Raw genomic sequence first — 22450 nt, 5'->3', positions numbered from 1 at the left:
ATGAATAACAAAACACCCAATACACGCATTTTTACGGCGATAATTTTGTCGCTAATTTTTATCGTCCCGTATATGTATTTTTTCGCGCCACAGACGGAGCTAGATGGCGATGCGAATGCCACGATAAAAAGCGTAAATAATATAAATAATGCGCTAGATTCTGCACCAAATGCGACAGATTCTACGAATACGCCAAATTTTGAAGCGACTTCTGCACCAAGCAATTCAAATGCGCCAAGTGCGCCTGATTCTAAAATCCAAAATGCAAGTGCGCCAAATGCCCCAATTAGCGATGATTCAACAAAAATCATTAGCGTGGTGAAAAGCGATAAGGCTGAATTTCACATCGATGAGTTTGGGCGCATTCACAAGGCACTTTTAAAAGAGCATAAGTTCGCAAATGACGATGGGACGCCACTAAATTTGTTTGATGACAAAAGCATAAAGCCCTTAGAACTGCGCTTTCAAAACAAAGAAGTGAATGCCAAAGCGTTTTCTACGCCTTACAGCGCGGATATTGCGGAAGTTTCGCTAGATAAAAGCACGGATTTTAGCGGAGATTCAGCAAAAACAATCACTTTGACACAGAATTTAGGCGAAATTAAGGGACTTGGCGCAATCACTATCAAAAAAATCCTAACTTTTTATGATGATTTTAGCTATGACATAAAGATTGAGTTAAGCAAACCGCTAAATTACTATGTGGCGAATGGTTCGCGCCCTGTGGCAGATTCAAGTGCGTATGTGTTTAAAGGTGTGATTGTCAAAAAAAGCGATGAAACGCTTGAAAAAATCGAAGAGGGCGATGATATAAAGGGCGAAAATACCGCATTTAGCAACGCGCATTTTATCGCAAGTGCGGATAGATATTACACCACGCTTCTTTTTAACAAAAGCGGAGCGGTAAATGCGATAGTCGATACAGGTAGCAATGGCAATCATTTATCATACATTTATCTAACGGACAGCGCGGAGTTTAGCGGGTATATCGGTCCTAAAAATTACAAGGATTTAAAGGCGATTTCGCCTAGCCTCACTGATGTCGTGGAGTATGGCATCATCACATTTTTTGCAAAACCGCTATTTTTGCTACTTGCGTGGCTTTTTGGCATTTTTGCAAATTGGGGGTGGGCGATTATTGGACTAACGCTGATTGTGCGAATCGTGCTGTATCCGCTCACTTACAAAGGTATGGTATCAATGCAAAAGCTAAAAGATTTGACGCCAAAAATGAAAGAGATTCAAGAGAAATACAAAGGCGATGCACAAAAAATGCAGTTGCATATTATGGAGCTGTATAAAAAGCACAAAGTCAATCCTATGGGTGGCTGTCTGCCCTTGCTTTTGCAAATCCCTGTGTTTTTTGCGATTTACCGAGTGCTTTACAATGCCGTTGAGCTAAAAGACGCTGCGTGGCTGTTGTGGGTTAAGGATTTGAGTGCGATGGACCCATATTTTATTTTGCCTATTTTAATGGGTGGCAGTATGTATCTGCAACAAAAGCTCTCCCCCACGACATTTAACGACCCTATGCAAGAAAAAATCTTTAAATTTTTGCCACTTGTTTTTACAATCTTTTTGATTACATTCCCTGCGGGGCTTATGCTGTATTGGACGGTGAATAACATTTTTTCAATATTGCAACAAATGATAATAAATAAAATGATGGCAAAGCGCAAGGCATTAGAAATTGCCGAGCACAGCGCAGAATCTAGCGTAAAATCTACCGCTGAATCTAGCGCAAAATCCAAAAAAAAGGATAAAAAATGATAAAGATATCTGCCCCAAGCGTTGAATTAGCATTATTAGAAGCCGGCAAAAAGCTAAACTGCCAATGCGTGGATTTAGAATATGAAATCGTAGAGAAGCCAAGCAAGGGATTTTTAGGCATTGGCAAAAAAGATGCGGTAATCGTGGCAAGTGTGAAAGCGAATGGAGCAAATAATTCGTTCAAAACAAATAATAATCCGTGCGAAGCACCCAAAACTCGCCCATTTTCGCAGAATCTAAACGCAAAATCTCGCTCAAATTCGCAGAATCTAAGAGATTCTTCATCCTCCAATTTTTGTCATATTGAGCGTAGCGAAATATCTCAAAAAAATAAAAGAGATTTTTCGCCCACTTCGCATTCTCAAAACGACAATATAGATTTTACGCCCGATTCTATAAATTTCTCGACAGATTCTACAAATTTCGCCCTAGATTCTGCGTCAAATATATCAGATTCTGCAAACGCCCTAGATTCTGCGCTGATTACGCAAATCAAAGATGAGATAAATGAGCTTTTTTCACATCTACCGCTTGATATCGATGAGATTCAAGTTACCGCGCTAAATAAAAACACAATCTTTGTTTTTTTCGGTGGGCGGGACGCTGCGCTTTTAATTGGCGAGCGAGGCTACCGCTACAAGGCGATTTCTTACCTTTTGCATAATTGGATAAGCAATAAATACGACTTTGGCGTCCGCTTGGAGATTGAGCATTTTTTGGTGGAGCAAGAGGCAAAAATGGCAAATTATCTTGCGCCCATCATCGAGGATTTGCGCTATTCAAATGAGAGTTTTACCACCAAAACATTTGATGGGATTCTTGCCTACATCGCGCTAAAAGAGCTACGAAGCAAATTGCGAAATAAAAGCATTACGCTCCACACAAACGAGTATGGCGAAAACTACATCATCATCACTTGACACAATAGTCGCAATCTCCACTGCAATCGGCGTTAGCGCGATTGGCATTGTGCGAATAAGCGGAGCAGACGCGCTAAACATAGCAAAGCAAATCACAAAATCGCCAGAAATCGCCCCACGATACGCGCATTTGAAATATCTCTACGATGAAAATGGCGCAGTTATCGAGAGGGGCATTGTGATTTATTTCAAAGCCCCGCATAGCTTTAATGGCGAGGATATTGTAGAGTTTCAGTGCCACGGCGGAATCGCATTGCAAAAAAAGATTGTGGCACTTTGCAAACACTTTGGCGCAAGGGAGGCGCGAAGTGGCGAATTTAGCAAAATCGCGCTTCTAAATGGCAAAATGAACTTATCGCAGTTAGAAAATGTCGCAAACCTAATCGCCACGCAAAATGAGAGCGCGTTAAATCTCATCGCACAAAATCTAAAAGGCGATTTGCAAGATGCCATCGATGATTTTAGGGAGCAATTACTTGGCATTTTAGCCCAAAGCGAGGCGTTAATCGACTATGCCGAAGATGAGATTCCGCAAGATTTAGGCGCGAATCTAGACGCAGTTGAATCTAAACTTCGCGCAATTCACGCGCACTCCAAATCAATGCAGCACATTATAAACGGGCACAAACTTGCAATCATCGGCAAACCAAATGTCGGCAAAAGCTCCATTTTAAACGCACTCACTTTAAAAAATCGCGCCATTGTTAGCGAGATTGCGGGGACTACGAGAGATAGCATTGAGGCGCAAATCACTATCGAAAATCAAGTCATAACGATAATCGACACAGCTGGGATTCGCGCTAGTAGCGAGGAAATCGAAGCATTGGGCATCGCAAAAAGCAAAGAAATCGCAAGGGAAGCAAGTATCATTTTGGCGGTATTTGATGGAAGCAAGGATTTTGATGATAGGGAAATATTGCAGATTTTAGGCGAAAATGCGGGAAAAATCATCATCGTAGCGATTAACAAAAGCGATTTGGATAGACGGCTTGATATGTCGCATTTTAGCGTGTATCAGCCCATTTTCGTTAGCACAAAAAATGATAGCGTTTTTGAGATTCGCGAAGTTATTGCAGAGGCGATTTCGCTAAAACCACAAAATGATGAAAGCGTGATTTTAGGTTCGGCAAGGCAGTTAGAATGCGTCGAGGGTGCGATAAATGCCTTGCAATCAGCGCGGGAGAATTTGGGTGATTTTGAGATTTTTTCACTCCACATAAATTGCGCGATTAAAGCACTTCAATCTATCACAAAGCCCTATAATTACGATGAAATGTTAGATAAAATGTTTGGCAATTTTTGCTTGGGGAAATAAATGCCATTAGCAAATCGGGGGGGGGGGAATTACATAAAAATGCGCTAGATTCTGCGAATTTCGTGCGAGATTCTGCGAATTGCGATATTTTCGCAGAATCTAATTCGCAAAATACCCACCCCCTAACCCCCTCCGCAAGGGAGGGGGAATCTTTGGATTCTGCGAATTTTTATTCACTTTGTCATTTTGAGCGTAGCGAAAAATCTCAAAAAAACAGAGATTCTTCGCTTTGTGCTTTGCCTCCGCGCGAGAATGACAAAAATATATCTCAAAATGACAAAAATCACAAAATTTTCGCACTTTCCTTTGCCGTGATTTTTGGCGCAAACTGCTTGTGCTTTGCCCTAATTCTTATTTTGCTTTATCTTTATGACCCACTGCAAATGTTTCACAGACCCATTTTTCGCGCGCAGACCTTTCATAGCGACATTCGCCTGCAAGCAAGGGGCATAATTGAATTTGCGGAGTTTGATAGCGTTATTTTGGGAAGTTCGATGCTAGAAAATACCCCACTTAGCGAGGCGGGGGCGATACTTGGCGGAAAGTGGGTAAATTTAAGCATTCAAGGAAGCGATTTTGCGGAGCGAAAAATTGTGCTAGATTCTGCGATGAAGCGCAAAAAAATTAGGCAGATTATACTTTCGCTTGATATCTACACTCTGCTAAATGGCGATATTGAGGGGCAAAATCGCCTAGATTCTGCGACTTATAACCGCAGAATCTCCAAATATTTGAATATGAAATCCATAAAATGCGCGATTTTTTGGAGTAAAAGTGCCGAGTGCGTGGGCGATAAAAAGGATTTAGAGACGCTAACAAATGATATTTATCGCTCAAATAAAGCGCATTTTGGCGGAGTTTCGCGGTGGGGAGAGTGGCAGAAAAATACCGCTAAAACCGCAATTAGGCAATATCTAAAAAATGACTTTCATCCGCAAAGCACGCAAAAAACGCGACTAAATTTTGAAGCACAAAAAATCTATTTGCAAAAAAATATTTTGCAAACCATTCGCGCAAATCCGCAGAGTGAATTTCATCTCATTTTCCCGCCCTATCCGCGCATTTTTTACGCACTTTTTCCAATGCAGGAAATGTATCACAAAGGGCGAAATGGAAATGAAATTTTCGCAGAATCTGCGGAGATTCTGCGATATTTGGTGGGCGAAGTGGCAAACCTTAAAAATGCGAAAATTTACGGATTTGATGATTTGAAATACGCCGATAATCTCGCAAACTACTGCGATTGGGCGCATTATAATGTGGATATGAACTTAGCGCAAATTCGTGCGATTGCGGATAAATCGCACATTTTGACACCGCAAAATATCGATGATTATTTAAACGCACTCGCAAAGCATATCAAAAATTACGATACTGCGCCATTTCTTTCAGAACTTGGGGTGTAAAAATGGGATTTGGGGCGAAGTGAAAACAACGAAGCAGTCCAAAAAATAATATGGATGGTTGCTTCGCTACGCTCGCAAATTATATGGATTGCCACGATTCTGCTATCGCAGAATCTCGCAATGACTGAAAATAATGCACTAGATTCTGCGAATCGCAGAATCTTACGCAAAAATCGCAGAATCTTACGCCAAAATTTAAAGCAGATTCTGCGAAATATAAGATTCTGCGAATTTCGCAGAATCTAAACTGCAAAATTATGAAAATCCCTTGCATATTTAAGTTTTTTTATTTTACAATCGCAAGTTTAATTTTAAAGGATAAAAATGACACATTCAACATTCGCGCACCCGTATTTTGGGGCATTTATGCTATTTGTGATTACGATTGGGGCATTTAGTGCTACGCTTTGGATTCAGCGGTATTTGAGTAATAAACTCGCTTCAAAATCCCGCGAGAAGCTAAAAGTCAGCACCTATGAATGCGGAGTCATCGCAAACCGCCAGCAAAACCGCATATCCACGCATTATTATTTAATCGCTTTGCTTTTCATACTTTTTGATGTAGAAATCATTTTTATGTTTCCGTGGGCGGTGAATTTCAAGGCATTAGGGATGTTTGGATTTGTTGAGATGATTTTATTTATCGCACTTTTAACGCTTGGATTTATTTATGCGTGGAGAAAGGGGGCATTACTATGGCAGAGTCTCAAATAACGCTAACTAGCGTGGATAAACTGATAAATTGGGCGACTACAAACTCGCTTTGGGCGATGACTTATGGGCTTGCGTGCTGTGCGATTGAGATGATGGCGACAGGCGCATCTCGCTATGATACCGATAGATTTGGCATTATTTTTAGGGCGTCTCCGCGTCAAAGCGATGTGATGATTGTCGCAGGGACGGTTACCAAAAAGCACGCCGAATTTGTGCGCCGTTTATATGACCAAATGCCTGAGCCAAAATGGGTGATTTCGATGGGTAGCTGCGCAAATACAGGCGGTATGTTTAATACTTATGCCACCGTGCAGGGCGTTGATAGGATTATCCCTGTTGATATTTACCTGCCCGGCTGTGCTCCGCGCCCTGAGACTTTGCAATACGCGCTAATGATTTTACAGCAAAAGATTCGCGCTACAAAAGCGGTGAAAACCCCGCAAAAAAAGCGAATGATTTAATTTCAAGGTATAAAAATGCAGAATCTACAAAAAAAAGTCTATCATAAAAATCGCTTTCAAACGCCCTGCGAGACGCCAAAAGTAAGCGTGAAAAATAGCAAATTTGAAGGCATTTTGGCGCTAATGGATAGTCGCATAAAGATTATTGAATCCTTTATCGAGCTAGGCAATTTAGTCGTGCGTGTGGAGCGACACGATATTTTGGAGGCATTAGAGATTTTGAAGGATTATGGATTTGATATTTTGAGCGAGTTAAGCGCAATTCATTTGAGCGATGATAGATTTGAAGTTTTTTATCAACTTTTATCGATGGATAAAGTCGCCCGTGTGCGCGTAAAAACAATCACTGATAAAGAAATAGATTCAGCGACTAAAATCTATCGAAACGCCCTTTGGTGCGAGAGAGAAGCTTATGATATGTTTGGCATTCGCTTTTTAAATCACCCGCATTTAAAGCGACTAATTATGCCTGATGATTGGAGCGGACACCCCTTGCGAAAGGATTATCCATTGCAAGGCGATGAAGACGCGCAGTGGTATGAGATTGACAAAATATTTGGCGTGGAGCATAGGGATAGCGTGGGCGCGGAAAATCGAGATTCTGCGTTTGTCGATGAAAGCGATACGATGAATTTTGCCCTTGCGGGATTTGAAGTGCCAAAGGGCGCAAAAGCAAAAAGCGCAAGTGATGAGCCCACAGAAATCCGCTACCAAGAAAAAGATGGCGTTTTTGTCGTTACCAAATTTGACAAAGCAAAGCAAAAGCAATTAGACAAAAGGCGATAAGATGAAGCAAATTTACACGAAGCTAAAACCGCAATTTGAAAATATCGCCTTTGAGCGCGATGATGATAAGATGATATTAAACTTCGGTCCCCAGCACCCTAGCGCACACGGGCAGTTGCGGCTGATTTTAGAATTAGATGGCGAGCTAGTTACCAAAGCCACGCCTGATATTGGATATTTGCATCGGGGTATGGAGAAAATGGCAGAAAATATGATTTATAGCGAATTTATCCCCACCACCGATAGAATGGACTATATCAACGCCACTTCAAATAATTATGCCTTTTGCGCGAGTGTGGAGAAACTGCTTGATTTGCAAATCCCGCTCCGCGCGCAAATAATCCGCACAATGCTTTTAGAAGTCAATCGCATTATTTCGCATTTATTTTTCATCTCCGTGCACGCGATGGATGTGGGCGCACTATCGATTATGCTTTATGGATTTAAAGAGCGAGAATATGGACTAGATTTAATCGAAGATTATTGCGGGGCGAGACTTACGCATTCAAGCATTCGAATCGGCGGTGTCCCGCTTGATTTACCGCAAAATTGGTGCGAGAATTTAAGCGCATTTTTGGATAGACTACCAAAAGAAGTCGGGCGTATCGAAAATCTACTAGATAAAAATCGCATTTGGCGAGCGAGATTAGAAAATGTCGGCAAGGTTAGCGCAGAGATGGCAAAAAAGTGGGCGTTAAGTGGCGTAATGCTCCGTGCTAGTGGCTTTAAGTGGGATATTCGCAAAGAAGAGCCCTATGAAGTTTATGGCGAAGTGGATTTTGATGTGCCTTATGCGAATGATGGCGATTGCTATGCAAGGTATTTGCTGTATATGGAAGAGATTCGCCAATCTTCGCGCATTTTACGGCAACTAATTGATATGTATCCAAAATCGCCAAAAGAGATTATCGCAGATTCGCCACAATTTATCTCCGCGCCAAAAGAGCAGATTATGACGCAAAATTACTCGCTAATGCAGCATTTCGTGCTAACCACGCAAGGAATGCGCCCACCAAAGGGCGAATCCTACGCCCCCACCGAATCGCCCAAAGGCGAGTTAGGATTTTTCATAAACTCCGATGGAGAGCCATATCCATATCGCCTAAAAGTCCGTGCGCCAAGCTTTTATCATTGTGGATTGTTGCAGGATTTATTGCCCGGGCATTATTTGGCTGATGTGGTGACAATCATTGGCTCGACAAATATCGTATTTGGCGAGATTGACAGGTGAGATTAGGTAGGGCGAAGCGATGAAACGATTTGATTTACGGCATTTGGGAGCGGACTTTGGGGTGAGAATGTGTGAGATTGTGGAGGCAGAGCTAAAAAATGGCGAAATTGGGATTTTTCTTTTTGAAATTGGAGATTTTAGTAGCGTAGAAAAAAGCGCGAATTTAGTGGCGCAAAATGGCTGGACGCTGATGAATTCATTGCGTTTTAATGAAGTGGATTGGAGTATTGTGGTGAAAAAAGCCCCGCAAGATTCTTCGGTAGAATCTAGCGCAGAATCTAATGCAAAAATCGCAGAATCTAGCGCAGAATCCGCCCCACATTGTCATACTGAGCGTAGCGAAGTATCTCAAAGAGATTCTTCGGTCGCTTCGCTCCCTCAGAATGACAAAAAATCCGCAGAATCTAACGCAGAATCCGCAGAATCTCCAAAAGCGAGTGAAAAATGATTAGCAAATCCGCGCTAAAAAATTATGATTTTATCATTACACTTGGCTTTTACAGCCCCGCGCTACTCTCAAAATGCAATGTGTGCTTTTATCCATTTTTAGATTGCGAAGCGGATTTGTATGTGCGCTATGAAGTCGGCACAGAAGAGGGCGTTGTGGCGTTGTTGCTATATGAATTTGCCGACATTAGCGCGGATTCAAAGTTGAGAGAGTTTATAAACGCCCTTGATTACGGCTATTTGAGCGCGGAATCAAATGTAAGCGAAGAGGAATTAAGCGAAATCAAAAATCAAATCCGCACGCACAAAAAACCTTTGCTTTTGGTAGGCGATGATATTTCGCACCACGCGCAAAAAAGCAATATTTTAAATATGCTATCCGCGCTAAAATCGCATTCAAATTTAGAAGTGATTTGCGCTGAAAATTTGCCAAGCGATTTTGTGCTAAATTTGCCTACGAATCTCCCCGAATATAATGGTTGCGTGATTTTTGTGGCGCAAGATTCAAATGCGGTTTCACGCGAATCAAGCGCGGATTCAAAGCAAGATTCGCACGAATCAAATACGAATCCCACACTAAAAATCTCACGCGAATTTGCCCGTGCGTGGGGATTGAGCGATTTGCAAGAGATTAGATTTGCATTAGATTCGCAAGAGATTTGCGCTACTTGCAAAATCGATAAGGATTTTGGCGGGGTTATTGGCGTTTTTGGTGGCGCAGAATCTAAAAGCTATCCATTTAAAACTATCGCAATACAAAGGCATTAAAATGGCAGAAATCACAATCAATAATCAAAAAATCACCGCAAACGAGGGCGAATACTTGCTAAATGTCGCTCGGGCAAATGGCATTTTTATCCCCGCGATTTGCTATTTGAGCGGCTGTTCGCCCACTTTGGCGTGTAAGCTATGTATGGTTGAGGCGGATGGAAAGCGCGTGTATTCGTGCAACGCGAAGGTAAAAGATGGTATGACAATTACCACAAACACGCCTGAAATCAATGCTGAGCGCAAAGCGATAATGCAAAGCTATTGTGTCAATCACCCGTTAGAATGTGGCGTGTGCGATAAAAGTGGCGAGTGCGAGTTGCAGGACTTTACGCTTTTATTTGGCGTGGATAATCAAAGCTATTTTGTGGCAGATTCGTTGCAAAAACTTGATTCGTGGGGGCAGGTGAAGTATGACCCGAGCCTTTGTATCCTTTGTGAGCGGTGCGTAACGGCGTGTAAGGACAATTTGGGCGAAGCGAATCTAAAAGTCATAAAAAGCGATTCAATCCCGCAATTAGATTCGGCAAAATGGAAAGAAAAAATGCCAAAAGACGCATTTAGCGTGTGGAATCGCGCCCAAAAAGGCGTGATAGGATTTGTCGGCGAAAATCCCTGCAATGACTGCGTAGAGTGCGTGAGCGTGTGCCCTGTGGGTGCGCTTGGCGTGAAATCTTTTCAATATACCACAAACGCGTGGGAGTTGCAAAAAGTGGATAGCACCTGCAATCTATGCCCTGCGGGGTGCAAAATAGTGTTAGAGGGCAAAAAGGACGCCAAAAACAAAACGCGCCTTTATCGCGTAACAAATGATTTTAATTTCAATCCTATATGCGCGGGTGGGCGATTTGGGCAAGAAATTAGTGGCGAATTGCCCATAGATTTGAGCGATGAATCGTTGCACCGTGCGATAAATGCAATTCACAATGCAAAGGCAATCAAAGTTGGCGGAAACACCACAAACAACGAAGCAAAATTTTTGCAAAGCCTAAAAAACGCGCTTGGGTTGAAGCTGATAAATGATGAGTTGGAAAATTACTTTAAGATTTTGGAGATTTTTGGCGATTCGCCCCTTGCCACGCTTGAATCGATTGCCACACAAAAGCTAATTATTAGCGTAGGCGGAAATCCAAAATACGAAAATCCCCTTGTGCGCTACAAAATCAACAACGCGCTAAAAATGCAAAAGGATTGTGCGTTTATTTTTGCAAGTGCGATTCGCGATAATTTGATGGCAAATCTAAGCAAAAAATTTTTAGAGATAATCCACACGCCAAACGCAGAATCTGCCGTGATTTTGGCGATTTGTGGGATTTTAGATTCTGCGATTTTGGATAATTTAAAAAAGATTCAAATTGGCGAAAATGAATATTATGAGATTTTTGAAAATGCAAATATAAAATATGAAGCATTTTTAGAGTTGCAAAAAATGCTTGAAAATACCGCGCCTTTGCTAATTATCGGCAGTGATTTTTATAGCAACAAAAACGCACCTTATATCGCGAATCTTTTGGCAATTTTAGCAAAGCAAAATAAAATCAAAATTCTTTTAAATCCACCAAGTAGCAATGCAAATGGGATTTATATGAATCTATCGTTAGATTCGGCGCAATCTTGCGAATCTTTGGGCGATTTGGGCGAATCTAATGGCAAATCGCAAAGCATTATCGGATGGCGCACAAAGGGCGAATTTACCTTTGATAGCATAAATGCGGACTTTGTTTTGCCCTATTTTAGCGCGATAAATGATAGCATTGTAAATTTGGATAATCGAATCTTGCCGATAAACGCGCTATTTTCTGCGCCAAAATATTTGGAAATGCTTTGCGAATCGCTAAATTTGGAGTGCGATTTGAGAGTGCCAAAATTGCAAAATTTTTATGATAATAGCGGAGCGGACAAACGCGGAGAGATTCTACCTAAAATCCGTCATTTTCAGCATAGCGAAGAATTCAAAACAGATAAAATAGATTGCTTCGATTTCGCTACGCAAAATCTCGCAATGACGCAAAGTGCGCATATTGCCTATTTGCGCGACATTACGCCACATTTTTACCCCTACACACGATTTTGCGCTCACTTCACCACGCCTTTTGGAATCTATGTCTCAAAATCTAAAATGCAAGATTTGGCATTAAGCATCGGCGCAAGCGTAGGCGATGAAGTTGCGCTAACCATAAATGGCGCAGAGATTTGCGCAAAAATCTACATTGACTTTGAAATGGAGGGCGATTTTTTTGCCATCTCGCCACAAATAGATGGCGCGATTTTGGCATTCAAAGGCGCGAAATTCGCGCAGATTGAGAGTATAAAAAAGGATAATACAAAATGAGCTTTTTAGAAATTATCATAAAAATCCTAGTGATTTTGGCGGTATTCTCGGCGTTTGCGGGATATGGGACATATTTGGATAGAAAGATTTTAGGATTTATGCAAAAGCGTTTAGGTCCCACTTATGTAGGACCCTTTGGACTTTTGCAAGTCCCAGCAGATGGGATTAAGCTCTTTTTAAAAGAAGATATTATCCCCAAAAATGCAAATGCCTTTTTATTTTGTCTAGCACCGATAATCGCCGCCGCTACGGCATTTACAGCGATGGCTCCCGTGCCGTTTTTGCCAGAATTTACGCTTTTTGGAGAGACTATTCGCCCCATTGTCGCGGACATCAATGTCGGTATTTTGTTTGTTTTAAGCGTGGGGGCGGTGGGCGCGTATGGACCATTACTTGCGGGGTTAAGCTCGGCGAATAAATACTCGCTCATCGGCGCAGCTAGGGCGGTTTCGCAACTTTTGAGCTTTGAAGTAGTAAGCGGACTAGCGATTTTATCGCCCATTATGGTGGTTGGCTCACTTTCGCTTATTGATTTAAACAACTATCAAAAAGATGGACTTTGGCTTATTTGCTACCAGCCTGTGGCGTTTTTGCTATTTTTAATCGCGGGATATGCAGAGACAAATCGGACGCCCTTTGATTTGTTAGAGCACGAAGCAGAGATTGTCGCGGGATACATCACCGAATACAGCGGATTAAAATGGGGTATGTTTTTCATCGGCGAGTATGCAAATATGTTCACTCTCTCATTTATCGTAAGTCTCGTATTTTGCGGTGGATTTAACCCCATTTGGATAATCCCGGGGGGCATTGCGATTTTGCTAAAAGTGGCGTTTTTTATATTTTTATTTTGCTGGACTAGGGCGACTTTCCCGCACATTCGCCCTGACCAGCTTATGAGTTTGTGCTGGAAGGTGCTAATGCCCCTTGCCATCGCAAATATCCTAATCACAGGCTTTGTGCTAATTTAGGGGGAGAAAATGAGCTATAAACTAATAAATTCGCCAGAAAAGCCAAGCTTTATGCGGTTTGTAAAGCGCACATTTGGACTTGACTTGCTAAAAGGGCTAAAAATCACGCTAGTTGAGTTTTTTAGCCCAAAAACTATCGCCACCATCAAATATCCATTAGAAAAAATCCCGCTATCCCCACGCTACCGCGCGATTCATAAGCTAATGCGACTATTAGAAAGTGGCAATGAGCGGTGCATCGGCTGTGGGCTGTGCGAGAAAATCTGCATTAGCAACTGCATAAAGATTGAGACGAGTTACGGGGCAGATTCGCGCAAGAAAATCACTAGCTACACGATAAATTTTGGGCGGTGCATTTATTGCGGATTTTGCGCGGAGGTGTGCCCTGAGATTGCCATCATTCACGGAGAGCGGTATGAAAATTCAAGCGAGCAAAGGGCGCATTTTGCGAATAAAGAAGTAATGCTAACGCCCCTTGATTTGGCACTGCGTGGGGATATTTGCGAGTTTGCTGGATATGGGGCTGTGAGTGAGAATGCGGATGAGTGCGTCAAACAAACGCCTACGGGGTATATTGCGGGCAATTCGTCTTTGGAGTCGCGCAATTCGTTCTCGGGTAATCATTCCGCAGATTCGGCAAATTTCGGGCATTCGCAGACCGCTAGTCTAGTCTCACACCCAAAATTTGCCGAAAACTACGAAAGCACTACTGCGATTCCTTCCGTTGTAGATTCTGCGTCCGCAGAATCTAATGAAAAAAATGCAGATTCTACGCTAGATTCTGCGAATCGCACAAAAAGCGCAGAATCTGTAAAATTCGCAGAATCTCAAAATCCCCCCTCCCTTGCGGAGGGGGCTAGGGGGTGGGTAGATTCTGCGAATGCAGAATCTAATAAAAATCAATCGTGCGAAGCACCCAAAACTCGCCCGCTTCGTGGTGCAAAAAATCGGGAGCAAGGACGCAGTAGTGCGTCCGCCGATTTTTTGCTAGAAGCGGAAAAGCGAGGCTCTCCCCCTAAAAGCGAAAAGCGGCAGCTTTTGGCGCGTAGGGGGAGCGGGGAGGGGGGTGCAGCCCTTTTGCGAGAAAAAATAAGCGAATCAAATGCTAAAAATGGCGAAAATATCGTAGATTCTGCGAATCTAAAAAGAGATTCTTCGCCTACGGCTCAGAATGACAATATGGAGGTAGATTCTGCGAATCGCACAAAAAGCGCAGAATCTGCAAAATTCGCAGAATCTAATCCGCAAAGCACCATCGCGCAAAAAGGGGGCGAGTAATGTTAGAATTCATCTCATTTTATCTTTTTGCGATTTTAGTCATCGCGTCATTTAGCGTTGCCGTTTTGAGTGCGAATATTTTGTATTCGATGAGTGCGCTAGCGGCGGGTATGATTTTTATCTCGGGGCTGTTTTTCACGCTTGGAGCGGAGTTTTTAGGCGTGGTGCAAATCGCCGTTTATACGGGCGCGGTGATGGCGTTATACGCCTTTGGTATGATGTTTTTTGATAGTAGCAAAGAAGTGTGCGAATACCGCAAGCACACAAAGACAATCGCCTTTTTAAGCGTAGGCAGTGCGCTTCTTGTGGCAATCATCATTTTAATGCCACGAGTGCTAATCTTGCAAAGCACCGCTAGTGCGCAAAATCTAGGCAATGTTGAGTCACTAGGGCAACTACTTTTTACAAAATATCTTTTGCCCTTTGAGCTAGCGGCAATAATGCTCTTAATTGCGATGGTTGCGGGGATTATTTTAGTTAAAAAAGATTTGAGCGATTCAGGCGATATAAAGGACAATCTATGATAGGGTTAAATCATTATTTACTTTTAAGTGCGATTTTGTTTGCAATCGGCGCACTTGGCATTATGCGACGCAAAAATCTGCTAATGCTATTTTTCTCAACGGAGATTCTGCTAAATGCCGCAAATATCGCGCTAGTAGCGATTAGCAAATATTATGGTAATTTGGATGGGCAGATTTTCGCGCTTTTCATCATCGCAATCGCCGCAAGTGAAGTCGCTGTGGGACTTGGACTGCTGATTTTGCTATATCGAAAAAAGAAAAGTTTAGATTTGGATAATCTAAATTCTATGAAGGGTTAATATGGTTGAAATTATACTTTTTGCACCGCTGTTTGGCTCGCTATTTGCGACACTTTTTGCATTTAGCAAGAAAAATATTTTATCTGCGCTCGTGCCGATACTCGCGCTTGGAGTTGCGCTAGTTTGCGCATTTATCGCCCTTTTTGAAGTGATGCAAAATGGCGCAATTAGCGCGATTTTAAGCGAGTGGATTGTGGCTGGGCGATTTAATATCGACTTTGGCTTTGTGATTGATGGCGTTTCGTGTGTGATGATTTTGGTGGTGCTGATTGTCTCGCTGTTTGTGCATATTTATTCGGTTGGGTATATGTCGCACGATGAATGTTTCAATAAATTTTTTGCGTTTTTGAGTGCGTTTGTGTTTTCAATGCTAGTTCTTGTGATGAGCGATAATTTTTTGGGATTATTTATCGGCTGGGAGGGCGTAGGGCTTTGCTCTTGGATGCTAATTGGCTTTTGGCATAATCGCAAAAGTGCGTCCTTTGCGGCAAATGAAGCCTTTATAATGAATCGCATTGCCGATTTGGGGCTGTTGCTAGGCATTTTTCTAATCTTTTATGTATGCGGTAGTTTGAAATATAGCGTGGTGTTTGGGAGTGTGGGCGATATTGATGGCGTGATTTTGATGTGGATTGGAATCTTGCTTTTTATCGGTGCGATGGGAAAATCTGCGCAATTTCCGCTCCACACTTGGTTAGCAGACGCGATGGAGGGTCCTACGCCTGTATCTGCGCTAATCCACGCTGCTACAATGGTAACGGCGGGAGTTTATTTGGTGATTCGCGCAAATCCTATTTATGATGCAATCCCACATATCGGGCTAATGATTGCGTATTTGGGCGCGTTTGTGGCGATTTTTGCCGCAAGTATGGCATTAGTCAATAACGACTTAAAGCGCATTATCGCTTATTCGACGCTATCACAGCTTGGCTATATGTTTGTGGCTGGGGGTTTGGGATACTATGCAATCGCGCTTTTTCATCTCACCACTCACGCATTTTTCAAATCACTGCTATTTTTGGGCGCAGGAAATGTAATGCACGCGATGAATGACAAGCTAGACATAAGCAAAATGGGAGCTTTGTGGAAGCCGTTGCGATTCAGTGCGATTTTAATGATAATCGCATCGGTGGCTTTGGCTGGAATCTACCCATTTGCAGGATTTTTCTCCAAAGATAAGATTTTGGAAAGTGCCTTTGTGGAGGGGAATTTTGGGATTTATGCTGTGCTAATATTTAGTGCGTTTCTAACGGCGTTTTATAGTTTTCGACTAATAATGCTGGTATTTTTTGCGCCGAAAAATTATGAAAATGCCGAATCTGGCGTAAATTCGCACGAATCTAACGCACAAGACAACGCACATTCAAATCCACACGAAGCGTCAAAAATTATGCTTTATTCTATGACTCCACTAGCATTTTTAGCCATCATCGCTGGATTTTTTGAGCATAGTTTTATGGATTTTATTGCTAAATTCATCGCTCCAAAAGAAGCACATTTAGATTCGACAACTTTTGCGATTCTAATCGCTGTCGCGCTATTTGTAGCAATCGCTGGGATTATTTTTGCCATTTTTGTTTATCGCCCACAAAGCAAATGGTGGCGAATCGACAAAGCAAAAATACAAGAAAATTTCATCTACAAATTGCTAAAAAATCAATACTATATCCCGCACATCTATGACATAGTTTTTGTCCGCTCATACAAAGCAATCGCGGAATTTTTATGGAAAGAAATCGACTTAAAAATCATCGATTTTGTGGTGGATTTAATCGCAAAAATCTTTTTGCAAAGTGGCGAGAGTGCGAGAAAATTGCAAAGTGGCATTTTGACGCAAAGTCTTATGCTAATTAGCGCTGGGATATTTGTAATGTTGGCGATTCTCGCTATCGCTGGGATTTAGGGGGAGAAAATGGAGCATTTGTTAAATATCATTTTATTTTTACCGGCACTCTCAACTTTGCTAATGTTTAGCAATATGATGGATAAGGTCGCACTCAAATATTACGCTACAATCATCGCACTCATCGAGTTTGGACTATGCCTAATGCTTTGGTTTTTATTCGATGGGGCGGATGCGGGATTTCAGTTTGTGACGATTATCCCAATCACAAGTGGCATAAATTATTTCATCGGCGTGGATGGGATTTCGCTATTTTTGGTGGTTTTGAGTGCGTTTATCACGCTTTTGTGTATCATTTTTTTAGATAATATCAAAAATATCAAGCATTTTTTAATCGCACTTTTATTTTTAGAAACCATTATGATTGGGGCGTTTGTATCGCTAAATATGATTTTGTTTTATATTTTTTGGGAGTTATCACTCGTGCCTATGCTTTATATTATCGGCGCTTGGGGGAGCGAACGCAGAATCTATGCTTCTATCAAATTTTTTCTATACACATTTTGCGCCTCGCTTGTGATGCTTTTTGGCATTTTGTATTTTGCATATATTTACGCGCAAAGTGCTGGGGTGTGGAGCTTTGACTTGCTTGATTGGTATGCGTTGCCTTTGAATGTCGATTTGCAAAAAGTGCTATTTGTGGCGTTTTTTATCGGCATTGCTGTAAAAGTGCCTATGTTTCCGCTTCACACTTGGCTACCTTACGCACACGGACAAGCCCCCACCACAGGCTCTGTGATACTCGCAGCGATTTTGCTGAAAATGGGGACTTATGCGTTTGTGCGCTTTTCTTTGCCACTATTCCCCGATGCAAGTGTGGCTTTTATCGTGCCGATTTCGATTTTGTGTGTGATAATGGTAGTTTATACCGCACTCATCGCATTTGCGCAAGATGATATGAAGCAAGTTATCGCATATAGCTCAATCTCGCATATGGGGATTATCGTGCTAGGCACATTTGCGCTAAATGTGGAGGGGATTAGTGGAAGTGTGTTTTTTATGCTAAGCCACGGGATTATCAGCGGTGCGCTCTTTATGATGGTAGGAATGCTCTATGATAGGACGCATACCAAAATGATAGCGCACTATGGGGGTATCGCGCGTGTTATGCCAAAATACACTTTGATTTTTAGCATTTTGCTAATGGGAAGCGTGGGATTGCCCCTTACGATGGGATTTGTAGGCGAATTTTTGAGTTTATTAGGATTTTTTGGGGTGAATAAATTTATCGCATTTTTGGCTGGTAGTGGGATAATTTTGGGCGCGATTTATATGCTAAATTTATTTCGCAATGTGTTTTTAAATGAGCTAAAACCGCACAATACAAATTTAAGCGACATAAATGTGCGCGAATCTTGCGCTGTAATCCCGCTTGTCATCGTTGTGATTTGGCTTGGCGTCTATCCAAAGCCCATTTTAAGCAAGATTGACGCCTCCGTGCAGAATCTCGTCACCTTTATGAGCGAAAAAGCACTCATCGATGAAAACAAAGCATTTTTAAGTAAATTTTTGGAGGTGAAATAATGCCAGATTTTGCTTCGCTAAATATTATTAGCATTTTGCCTATGCTTGTAATTGTGCTTGGTGCGCTTGGGATTTTGTGCCTTGATATGATTTTGGGTAAATTTTATCAAGGGATTTATGTTGCTTTGAGTGTGATAATTATCGCGCTTGGTTTGTTTTCGCTACTTTATATGGATAGTTATGGGAGTGGATTTTTTGACTTTGTGGAGATTGATGGATTTAGCGTGGTGGCGCAAATTATCATTCTTTCAACCTCCATATTTTTCGTGCTTTTAAGCAAGGGCGATTATAGAGAGTTTCGCTATGCGGAGTTTTACGCGCTATTTTTATTTGTGATTGCGGGGTATCAATTTATGAGTGCCGCAAGTAATCTAATGCTTATTTTCATCGCACTTGAAGCGTCATCTCTTGCGCTGTATGCGATGATTGCGCTGAATCGCACGGATAAAGGATTAGAAGCGGCGTTAAAATACTTCACACTTGGCGCATTTGGCAGTGGATTATTCGCATTTGGATTGGTGTTTATTTATGCGAGTGTGGGGAGTTTGGATATCGCGGATTTGGCATTTGCGGTTAGCACGGCGGGGGGCGATTCGAAGTTTTTATTGCTTGGATTTGTGTTTTTGCTTGGTGCGCTTGGGTTTAAACTATCATTTGTCCCGTTTCACTCGTGGGTGCCAGATATTTATGAAGGTTCAAATCCGCCTTTGGCGTTTTATATGTCAGTTGCCACTAAAATCGCCGCATTTATCGTGGCGTTGCGTATTTTTGGGATATTTTTAGAGTTTGCATTTGCGCAAGTGATTTTATTTATCATCGTTGCGCTAACTACGACAATCCCAAACATCATCGCCCTACGGCAAAGCGATGTGCAAAGAATGCTAGCGTATAGCTCCATCTCACAGGCGGGATTTGGACTAGCCTGCATTGTGGTAGGCACAGAGCAAAGCGTTAGCGCGCTATTTTTGTATTGGATTTTGTTTGCGTTTAGCAATTTGGGGGCGTTTGGATTGCTTTGGGTGGTGCATAATAAAAAGGGTGCGCCTTTTGAGCGATTTAGCGGACTAATCAAAACCGCGCCATTACTTGCCATTTGCTTTGCGGTGTTTATGCTATCTTTGGGCGGGATACCGCCTTTTGGATTATTTTGGGGTAAAATCTTTGTCATTTCAAGTGCGATAAATAGCGGACACATCGCCCTTGCGATTATTTTGCTACTAAATAGCGCGATTGCGATTTATTATTATATGAAGTTAATAATTTTTATGTTTTTAAAAGATTCAGATTCAAATATTTTATCGCCAAAAGACAGCGCACAAATCGCAAAATCCACTCTTGCAATCACCACTATCATCGCACTTTCATTCATCGTTTGTCTCGTTTCGCTTTTGCTTCTTGGCACGATTTTATCGCATTTGGGGCAGTTTTTGGGGTTTTAGATGCGTTTGTTGCTTTTGGTGGGACTTTTTAGCGCGATTTTTGCGGTGGATTTGCAGGTGGATTATGGCGTGGAGCAAAATGCGCGTTTTGCAATTCTCACCATAAAGTCGCCAAATGCAATCCCCTGCGCTGAATCTAGCGATATAAATGGCAATGTGATTTTGATTCAATGCACCATAAACAAAGTCCCCACAAAGCCACAGCACAGGCAAAAATTAGAGTTTTTTGAAATTTATAGCGAGGTTAGAAATAAGCAATTTCATTTGTTTATCAAACCCACTAAAAAAATGCGCCTTTTTGCAAATGCCTTTGATTTAAAAAGCGATATTGCGCTACCAAAAGAGCGTCCCCAAACCGCGCAAAATTGGCAAATTATAGGGTATGAAAACGCAATCCCATTTTTGTCGAATCAAAAATATAGCGGACTAAATTTCCCCATAAATATCGTAGATTCTGCGCCTTTTGTCATCGGGGAGTTGAATATTGATGCAAGTCCGCTCGCGTTTGAAGAGGGCGCGGATTTTAGCGCGTTTTTGGCACTTCGCAATAATTTTGAAAACAAAAACTACGCAGAGGCAATCAATCTCGCCGATAATATTACGCAAAACTACGCAGAGAGCATATTTTCACGCGATGCGCTACTTTATAAGATTCGCGCGATGGATAAAATAGACAATCCGCCAGATGATGTGATAACTCTCGCAAAGTCGTGGATTAAGGCATTTGGCGCGGATACAAATGTGCCCGAAGTGCTTTATATCATCGGTAGCAATTACAGCAAACTTCGCATTTATGCGGAGGCAAAATATTATTTTAACCGCATTTTAGATGAGTATGAAAGCTCCAAATACGCGCAATACGCGCTTGTAGGTTTGGCGCAGAATCTCGCTCAAAACGGCGATAAACGCCAACCGCCCATTTTGTATGCAAAGGCATATCAAAATGCAAGGGATTTGGATTCAGCGAGTTTTGTGGCACTTGCTTGGGTGGAGTTTTTACTAGCAAATGATGATAAAAAAAATGCAAGAAATTTGATTAGCAAAGTGTTAAATGCAAATCCAAAATATTTTTTAGATGATACAAAAAAAAGCGTGAAAAACTTCGAGCTGTGGGCAAATTATGGATTTTATGATTTGAGTGCTATGGCGGGAGAGTTTATGCTACCAAATTTAGAAAATGACGCTTTTAAAGAGCACTTAATGCTACAAATCGCGCAGTGGTATGAGAGCGCGAAAATGCCAGATGACGCATATCGCGTAAATAGCGAGTTTCTAAAAATCTTTGCTGAATCAAATCAAAAAGATAGCGTAAAAACTCGCGCTGATAATTTGCTCTTTGCCACAAATGAAGGCGATAAAGAAAAGCAAATCGCGCAGTTTGATTACATTATCCAAACTTACCCAAATAGCCAAAATGCCAAACTTGCCTACGCCAAAAAAGCGCAGAATCTATTTGATTTAGGGCGGTATGCGGAGGTGGTGGCGATAAAAGCGCATTTGGATAAAGATAGCGACGCGTTAAAAAAGTCCTACGCCGCGCTAATTGAGCGTGAAAAACTATGTGAAAAAATTATCCCACTTTGGGAGCAAATGCCACTAGTCACCAAAAACGCAGAATCTGTCTTTGAGTGCCTATTTCGCGCAAAGGCATTCACACAAGCGCGGGATTTAAACGCGCAAATGCGTGATGGCGACAAAGCGCAGTGGTTGCATAATGAAGCAAGGGTGCATTTTGCGCTTGGCGACTTTGAACGCTCAAAATCGGCGAGTAGAGATGCGATGAGTTTGGCAAAAAATATTCAAGCGAAGCTAAAAATGGGCGAAATTTTATTTTTCTCACAAGCTCAGCTCAATCAAAAAAATGATGCAAAAAGCACATTTAATATATTGCAAAATCTCTCCCCCAAAAATCGCGCTCTAATCCCGCTATATAAAGAAATGTTGCACTTTGCGCTAAATGATAATGATAATATCGCGATTGAAAAATACGCAAAAGATTTGATTGCCTTGCAAAAGGCGCATAAAACTTATGAATTTTCGCCCTTTGCGGAGTTAAGCTATGCTGATGTGCTTTTTAGCGACAATCGATTTAGCGAAACGCTAAAAGTGCTCTCAATTTTGCATAACGCAAATAGTGCCGAAGCACAAAAGGCGCATTATTTGCGTGGCTCAGCGCATTATGAGCTAGGCGATAATAAAAGCGCAAAGGCGGAGTTTGAGAAGTGCGCCAAGATTAAGGGGGAGTTTGAAGGCGTTTGCAAAATGGCGTTAGAAAAATTTTAAAGGATTGAGGATGATAGATAGCACGAGCAGTGGGACTTTCCCGTATATGATGGGAGGATTTAACGGCGCGGAGTTTTTA

The 22450-nt window shown here is 41.8% G+C and carries 19 protein-coding genes and 1 pseudogene; all 20 read left to right on the top strand.

The genetic code is table 11. The features are described 5' to 3' along the window. The 20 genes and pseudogenes from yidC to ACWIUD_RS11020 all read left to right on the top strand — a co-directional run bounded on the left by yidC (position 1) and on the right by ACWIUD_RS11020 (position 22371). Entirely contained in the window at positions 1-1770 is a 1770-nt protein-coding gene (gene yidC, locus ACWIUD_RS11115) for a membrane protein insertase YidC (protein WP_454149099.1), read from the top strand. Continuing rightward, complete coding sequence (locus ACWIUD_RS11110) at positions 1767-2690, top strand: Jag N-terminal domain-containing protein (protein ID WP_454149097.1); 924 nt, start codon at positions 1767-1769, stop codon at positions 2688-2690. The genes yidC and ACWIUD_RS11110 overlap by 4 nt, the downstream gene beginning before the upstream one ends. After that, entirely contained in the window at positions 2662-4005 is a 1344-nt protein-coding gene (gene mnmE, locus ACWIUD_RS11105; RefSeq protein ID WP_454149095.1) for a tRNA uridine-5-carboxymethylaminomethyl(34) synthesis GTPase MnmE, read from the top strand. The genes ACWIUD_RS11110 and mnmE overlap by 29 nt, the downstream gene beginning before the upstream one ends. Then, the gene (locus ACWIUD_RS11100; RefSeq protein ID WP_454149094.1) at positions 3990-5411 is read left to right on the top strand and encodes a hypothetical protein; all 1422 of its coding nucleotides are present in this window, start codon (positions 3990-3992) and stop codon (positions 5409-5411) included. Before mnmE ends, ACWIUD_RS11100 begins: the two co-directional genes overlap by 16 nt. A 9-nt stretch (positions 5412-5420) precedes the next feature. After that, positions 5421-5657, top strand: a complete 237-nt coding sequence (locus tag ACWIUD_RS11095) for a hypothetical protein (protein WP_454149092.1) — start codon at positions 5421-5423, stop codon at positions 5655-5657. Between the two features lie 78 nt (positions 5658-5735). Next, positions 5736-6125 (top strand): NAD(P)H-quinone oxidoreductase subunit 3, encoded by a 390-nt coding sequence (locus tag ACWIUD_RS11090; protein ID WP_454149090.1) that lies wholly within the window; start codon positions 5736-5738, stop codon positions 6123-6125. Next, positions 6107-6586, top strand: coding sequence for a NuoB/complex I 20 kDa subunit family protein (locus ACWIUD_RS11085; RefSeq protein WP_454134481.1), 480 nt, complete (start codon positions 6107-6109; stop codon positions 6584-6586). Before ACWIUD_RS11090 ends, ACWIUD_RS11085 begins: the two co-directional genes overlap by 19 nt. Positions 6587-6601: 15 nt before the next feature. Further along, the gene (locus ACWIUD_RS11080; protein WP_454149088.1) at positions 6602-7372 is read left to right on the top strand and encodes an NADH-quinone oxidoreductase subunit C; all 771 of its coding nucleotides are present in this window, start codon (positions 6602-6604) and stop codon (positions 7370-7372) included. Between the two features lies 1 nt (position 7373). Next, positions 7374-8603 carry an NADH dehydrogenase (quinone) subunit D gene (gene nuoD, locus ACWIUD_RS11075; RefSeq protein ID WP_454149086.1) on the top strand — a complete coding sequence of 410 codons (1230 nt, stop codon included), beginning with the start codon at positions 7374-7376 and terminating at the stop codon, positions 8601-8603. A 19-nt stretch (positions 8604-8622) separates the two neighbouring features. Beyond that, entirely contained in the window at positions 8623-9051 is a 429-nt protein-coding gene (locus ACWIUD_RS11070) for an NADH-ubiquinone oxidoreductase subunit E family protein (RefSeq protein ID WP_454149084.1), read from the top strand. Then, on the top strand, positions 9048-9818 hold the full coding sequence (locus tag ACWIUD_RS11065) for a hypothetical protein (RefSeq protein ID WP_454149082.1): 771 nt from the start codon (positions 9048-9050) through the stop codon (positions 9816-9818). Before ACWIUD_RS11070 ends, ACWIUD_RS11065 begins: the two co-directional genes overlap by 4 nt. Continuing rightward, complete coding sequence (locus ACWIUD_RS11060; RefSeq protein WP_454149080.1) at positions 9739-12150, top strand: NADH-quinone oxidoreductase subunit G; 2412 nt, start codon at positions 9739-9741, stop codon at positions 12148-12150. The genes ACWIUD_RS11065 and ACWIUD_RS11060 overlap by 80 nt, the downstream gene beginning before the upstream one ends. Then, positions 12147-13121 carry an NADH-quinone oxidoreductase subunit NuoH gene (nuoH, locus tag ACWIUD_RS11055; protein ID WP_454149078.1) on the top strand — a complete coding sequence of 325 codons (975 nt, stop codon included), beginning with the start codon at positions 12147-12149 and terminating at the stop codon, positions 13119-13121. The genes ACWIUD_RS11060 and nuoH overlap by 4 nt, the downstream gene beginning before the upstream one ends. A 9-nt stretch (positions 13122-13130) precedes the next feature. Further along, positions 13131-13694: pseudogene (nuoI, locus tag ACWIUD_RS11050) on the top strand (NADH-quinone oxidoreductase subunit NuoI); the annotation flags it as partial. 704 nt (positions 13695-14398) lie between these two features. Next, positions 14399-14923: an NADH-quinone oxidoreductase subunit J gene (locus tag ACWIUD_RS11045; protein WP_454149076.1), complete on the top strand. Its 525-nt coding sequence runs from the start codon at positions 14399-14401 to the stop codon at positions 14921-14923. After that, entirely contained in the window at positions 14920-15222 is a 303-nt protein-coding gene (gene nuoK / locus ACWIUD_RS11040; protein WP_454149074.1) for an NADH-quinone oxidoreductase subunit NuoK, read from the top strand. The genes ACWIUD_RS11045 and nuoK overlap by 4 nt, the downstream gene beginning before the upstream one ends. A gap of 1 nt (position 15223) precedes the next feature. Continuing rightward, positions 15224-17125, top strand: a complete 1902-nt coding sequence (gene nuoL / locus ACWIUD_RS11035) for an NADH-quinone oxidoreductase subunit L (protein WP_454149072.1) — start codon at positions 15224-15226, stop codon at positions 17123-17125. A gap of 9 nt (positions 17126-17134) precedes the next feature. Continuing rightward, positions 17135-18649, top strand: a complete 1515-nt coding sequence (locus ACWIUD_RS11030; protein ID WP_454149070.1) for an NADH-quinone oxidoreductase subunit M — start codon at positions 17135-17137, stop codon at positions 18647-18649. Next, entirely contained in the window at positions 18649-20088 is a 1440-nt protein-coding gene (gene nuoN, locus ACWIUD_RS11025) for an NADH-quinone oxidoreductase subunit NuoN (protein WP_454149068.1), read from the top strand. The genes ACWIUD_RS11030 and nuoN overlap by 1 nt, the downstream gene beginning before the upstream one ends. Then, entirely contained in the window at positions 20089-22371 is a 2283-nt protein-coding gene (locus ACWIUD_RS11020) for a DUF7494 domain-containing protein (protein ID WP_454149067.1), read from the top strand. The last annotated feature ends 79 nt before the right edge of the window (positions 22372-22450 follow it).

This window comes from Helicobacter sp. 23-1044 (assembly GCF_053654695.1).
Note: the sequence above shows the minus strand (reverse complement) of the source record. Positions and strands in the feature narration are given on the sequence as shown.

What these genes read in the sequence shown, in the direction of transcription:
- ACWIUD_RS11030 (WP_454149070.1), top strand. Translation starts at nt 17,135, where the DNA reads ATGGAGCATTTGTTAAATATCATTTTATTTTTACCGGCACTCTCAACT.
- yidC (WP_454149099.1), top strand. Translation starts at nt 1, where the DNA reads ATGAATAACAAAACACCCAATACACGCATTTTTACGGCGATAATTTTG.
- ACWIUD_RS11045 (WP_454149076.1), top strand. Translation starts at nt 14,399, where the DNA reads ATGTTAGAATTCATCTCATTTTATCTTTTTGCGATTTTAGTCATCGCG.
- ACWIUD_RS11090 (WP_454149090.1), top strand. Translation starts at nt 5,736, where the DNA reads ATGACACATTCAACATTCGCGCACCCGTATTTTGGGGCATTTATGCTA.
- ACWIUD_RS11085 (WP_454134481.1), top strand. Translation starts at nt 6,107, where the DNA reads ATGGCAGAGTCTCAAATAACGCTAACTAGCGTGGATAAACTGATAAAT.
- nuoH (WP_454149078.1), top strand. Translation starts at nt 12,147, where the DNA reads ATGAGCTTTTTAGAAATTATCATAAAAATCCTAGTGATTTTGGCGGTA.
- nuoL (WP_454149072.1), top strand. Translation starts at nt 15,224, where the DNA reads ATGGTTGAAATTATACTTTTTGCACCGCTGTTTGGCTCGCTATTTGCG.
- ACWIUD_RS11080 (WP_454149088.1), top strand. Translation starts at nt 6,602, where the DNA reads ATGCAGAATCTACAAAAAAAAGTCTATCATAAAAATCGCTTTCAAACG.
- ACWIUD_RS11065 (WP_454149082.1), top strand. Translation starts at nt 9,048, where the DNA reads ATGATTAGCAAATCCGCGCTAAAAAATTATGATTTTATCATTACACTT.
- ACWIUD_RS11110 (WP_454149097.1), top strand. Translation starts at nt 1,767, where the DNA reads ATGATAAAGATATCTGCCCCAAGCGTTGAATTAGCATTATTAGAAGCC.
- ACWIUD_RS11070 (WP_454149084.1), top strand. Translation starts at nt 8,623, where the DNA reads ATGAAACGATTTGATTTACGGCATTTGGGAGCGGACTTTGGGGTGAGA.
- ACWIUD_RS11020 (WP_454149067.1), top strand. Translation starts at nt 20,089, where the DNA reads ATGCGTTTGTTGCTTTTGGTGGGACTTTTTAGCGCGATTTTTGCGGTG.
- nuoN (WP_454149068.1), top strand. Translation starts at nt 18,649, where the DNA reads ATGCCAGATTTTGCTTCGCTAAATATTATTAGCATTTTGCCTATGCTT.
- nuoK (WP_454149074.1), top strand. Translation starts at nt 14,920, where the DNA reads ATGATAGGGTTAAATCATTATTTACTTTTAAGTGCGATTTTGTTTGCA.
- nuoD (WP_454149086.1), top strand. Translation starts at nt 7,374, where the DNA reads ATGAAGCAAATTTACACGAAGCTAAAACCGCAATTTGAAAATATCGCC.
- mnmE (WP_454149095.1), top strand. Translation starts at nt 2,662, where the DNA reads ATGGCGAAAACTACATCATCATCACTTGACACAATAGTCGCAATCTCC.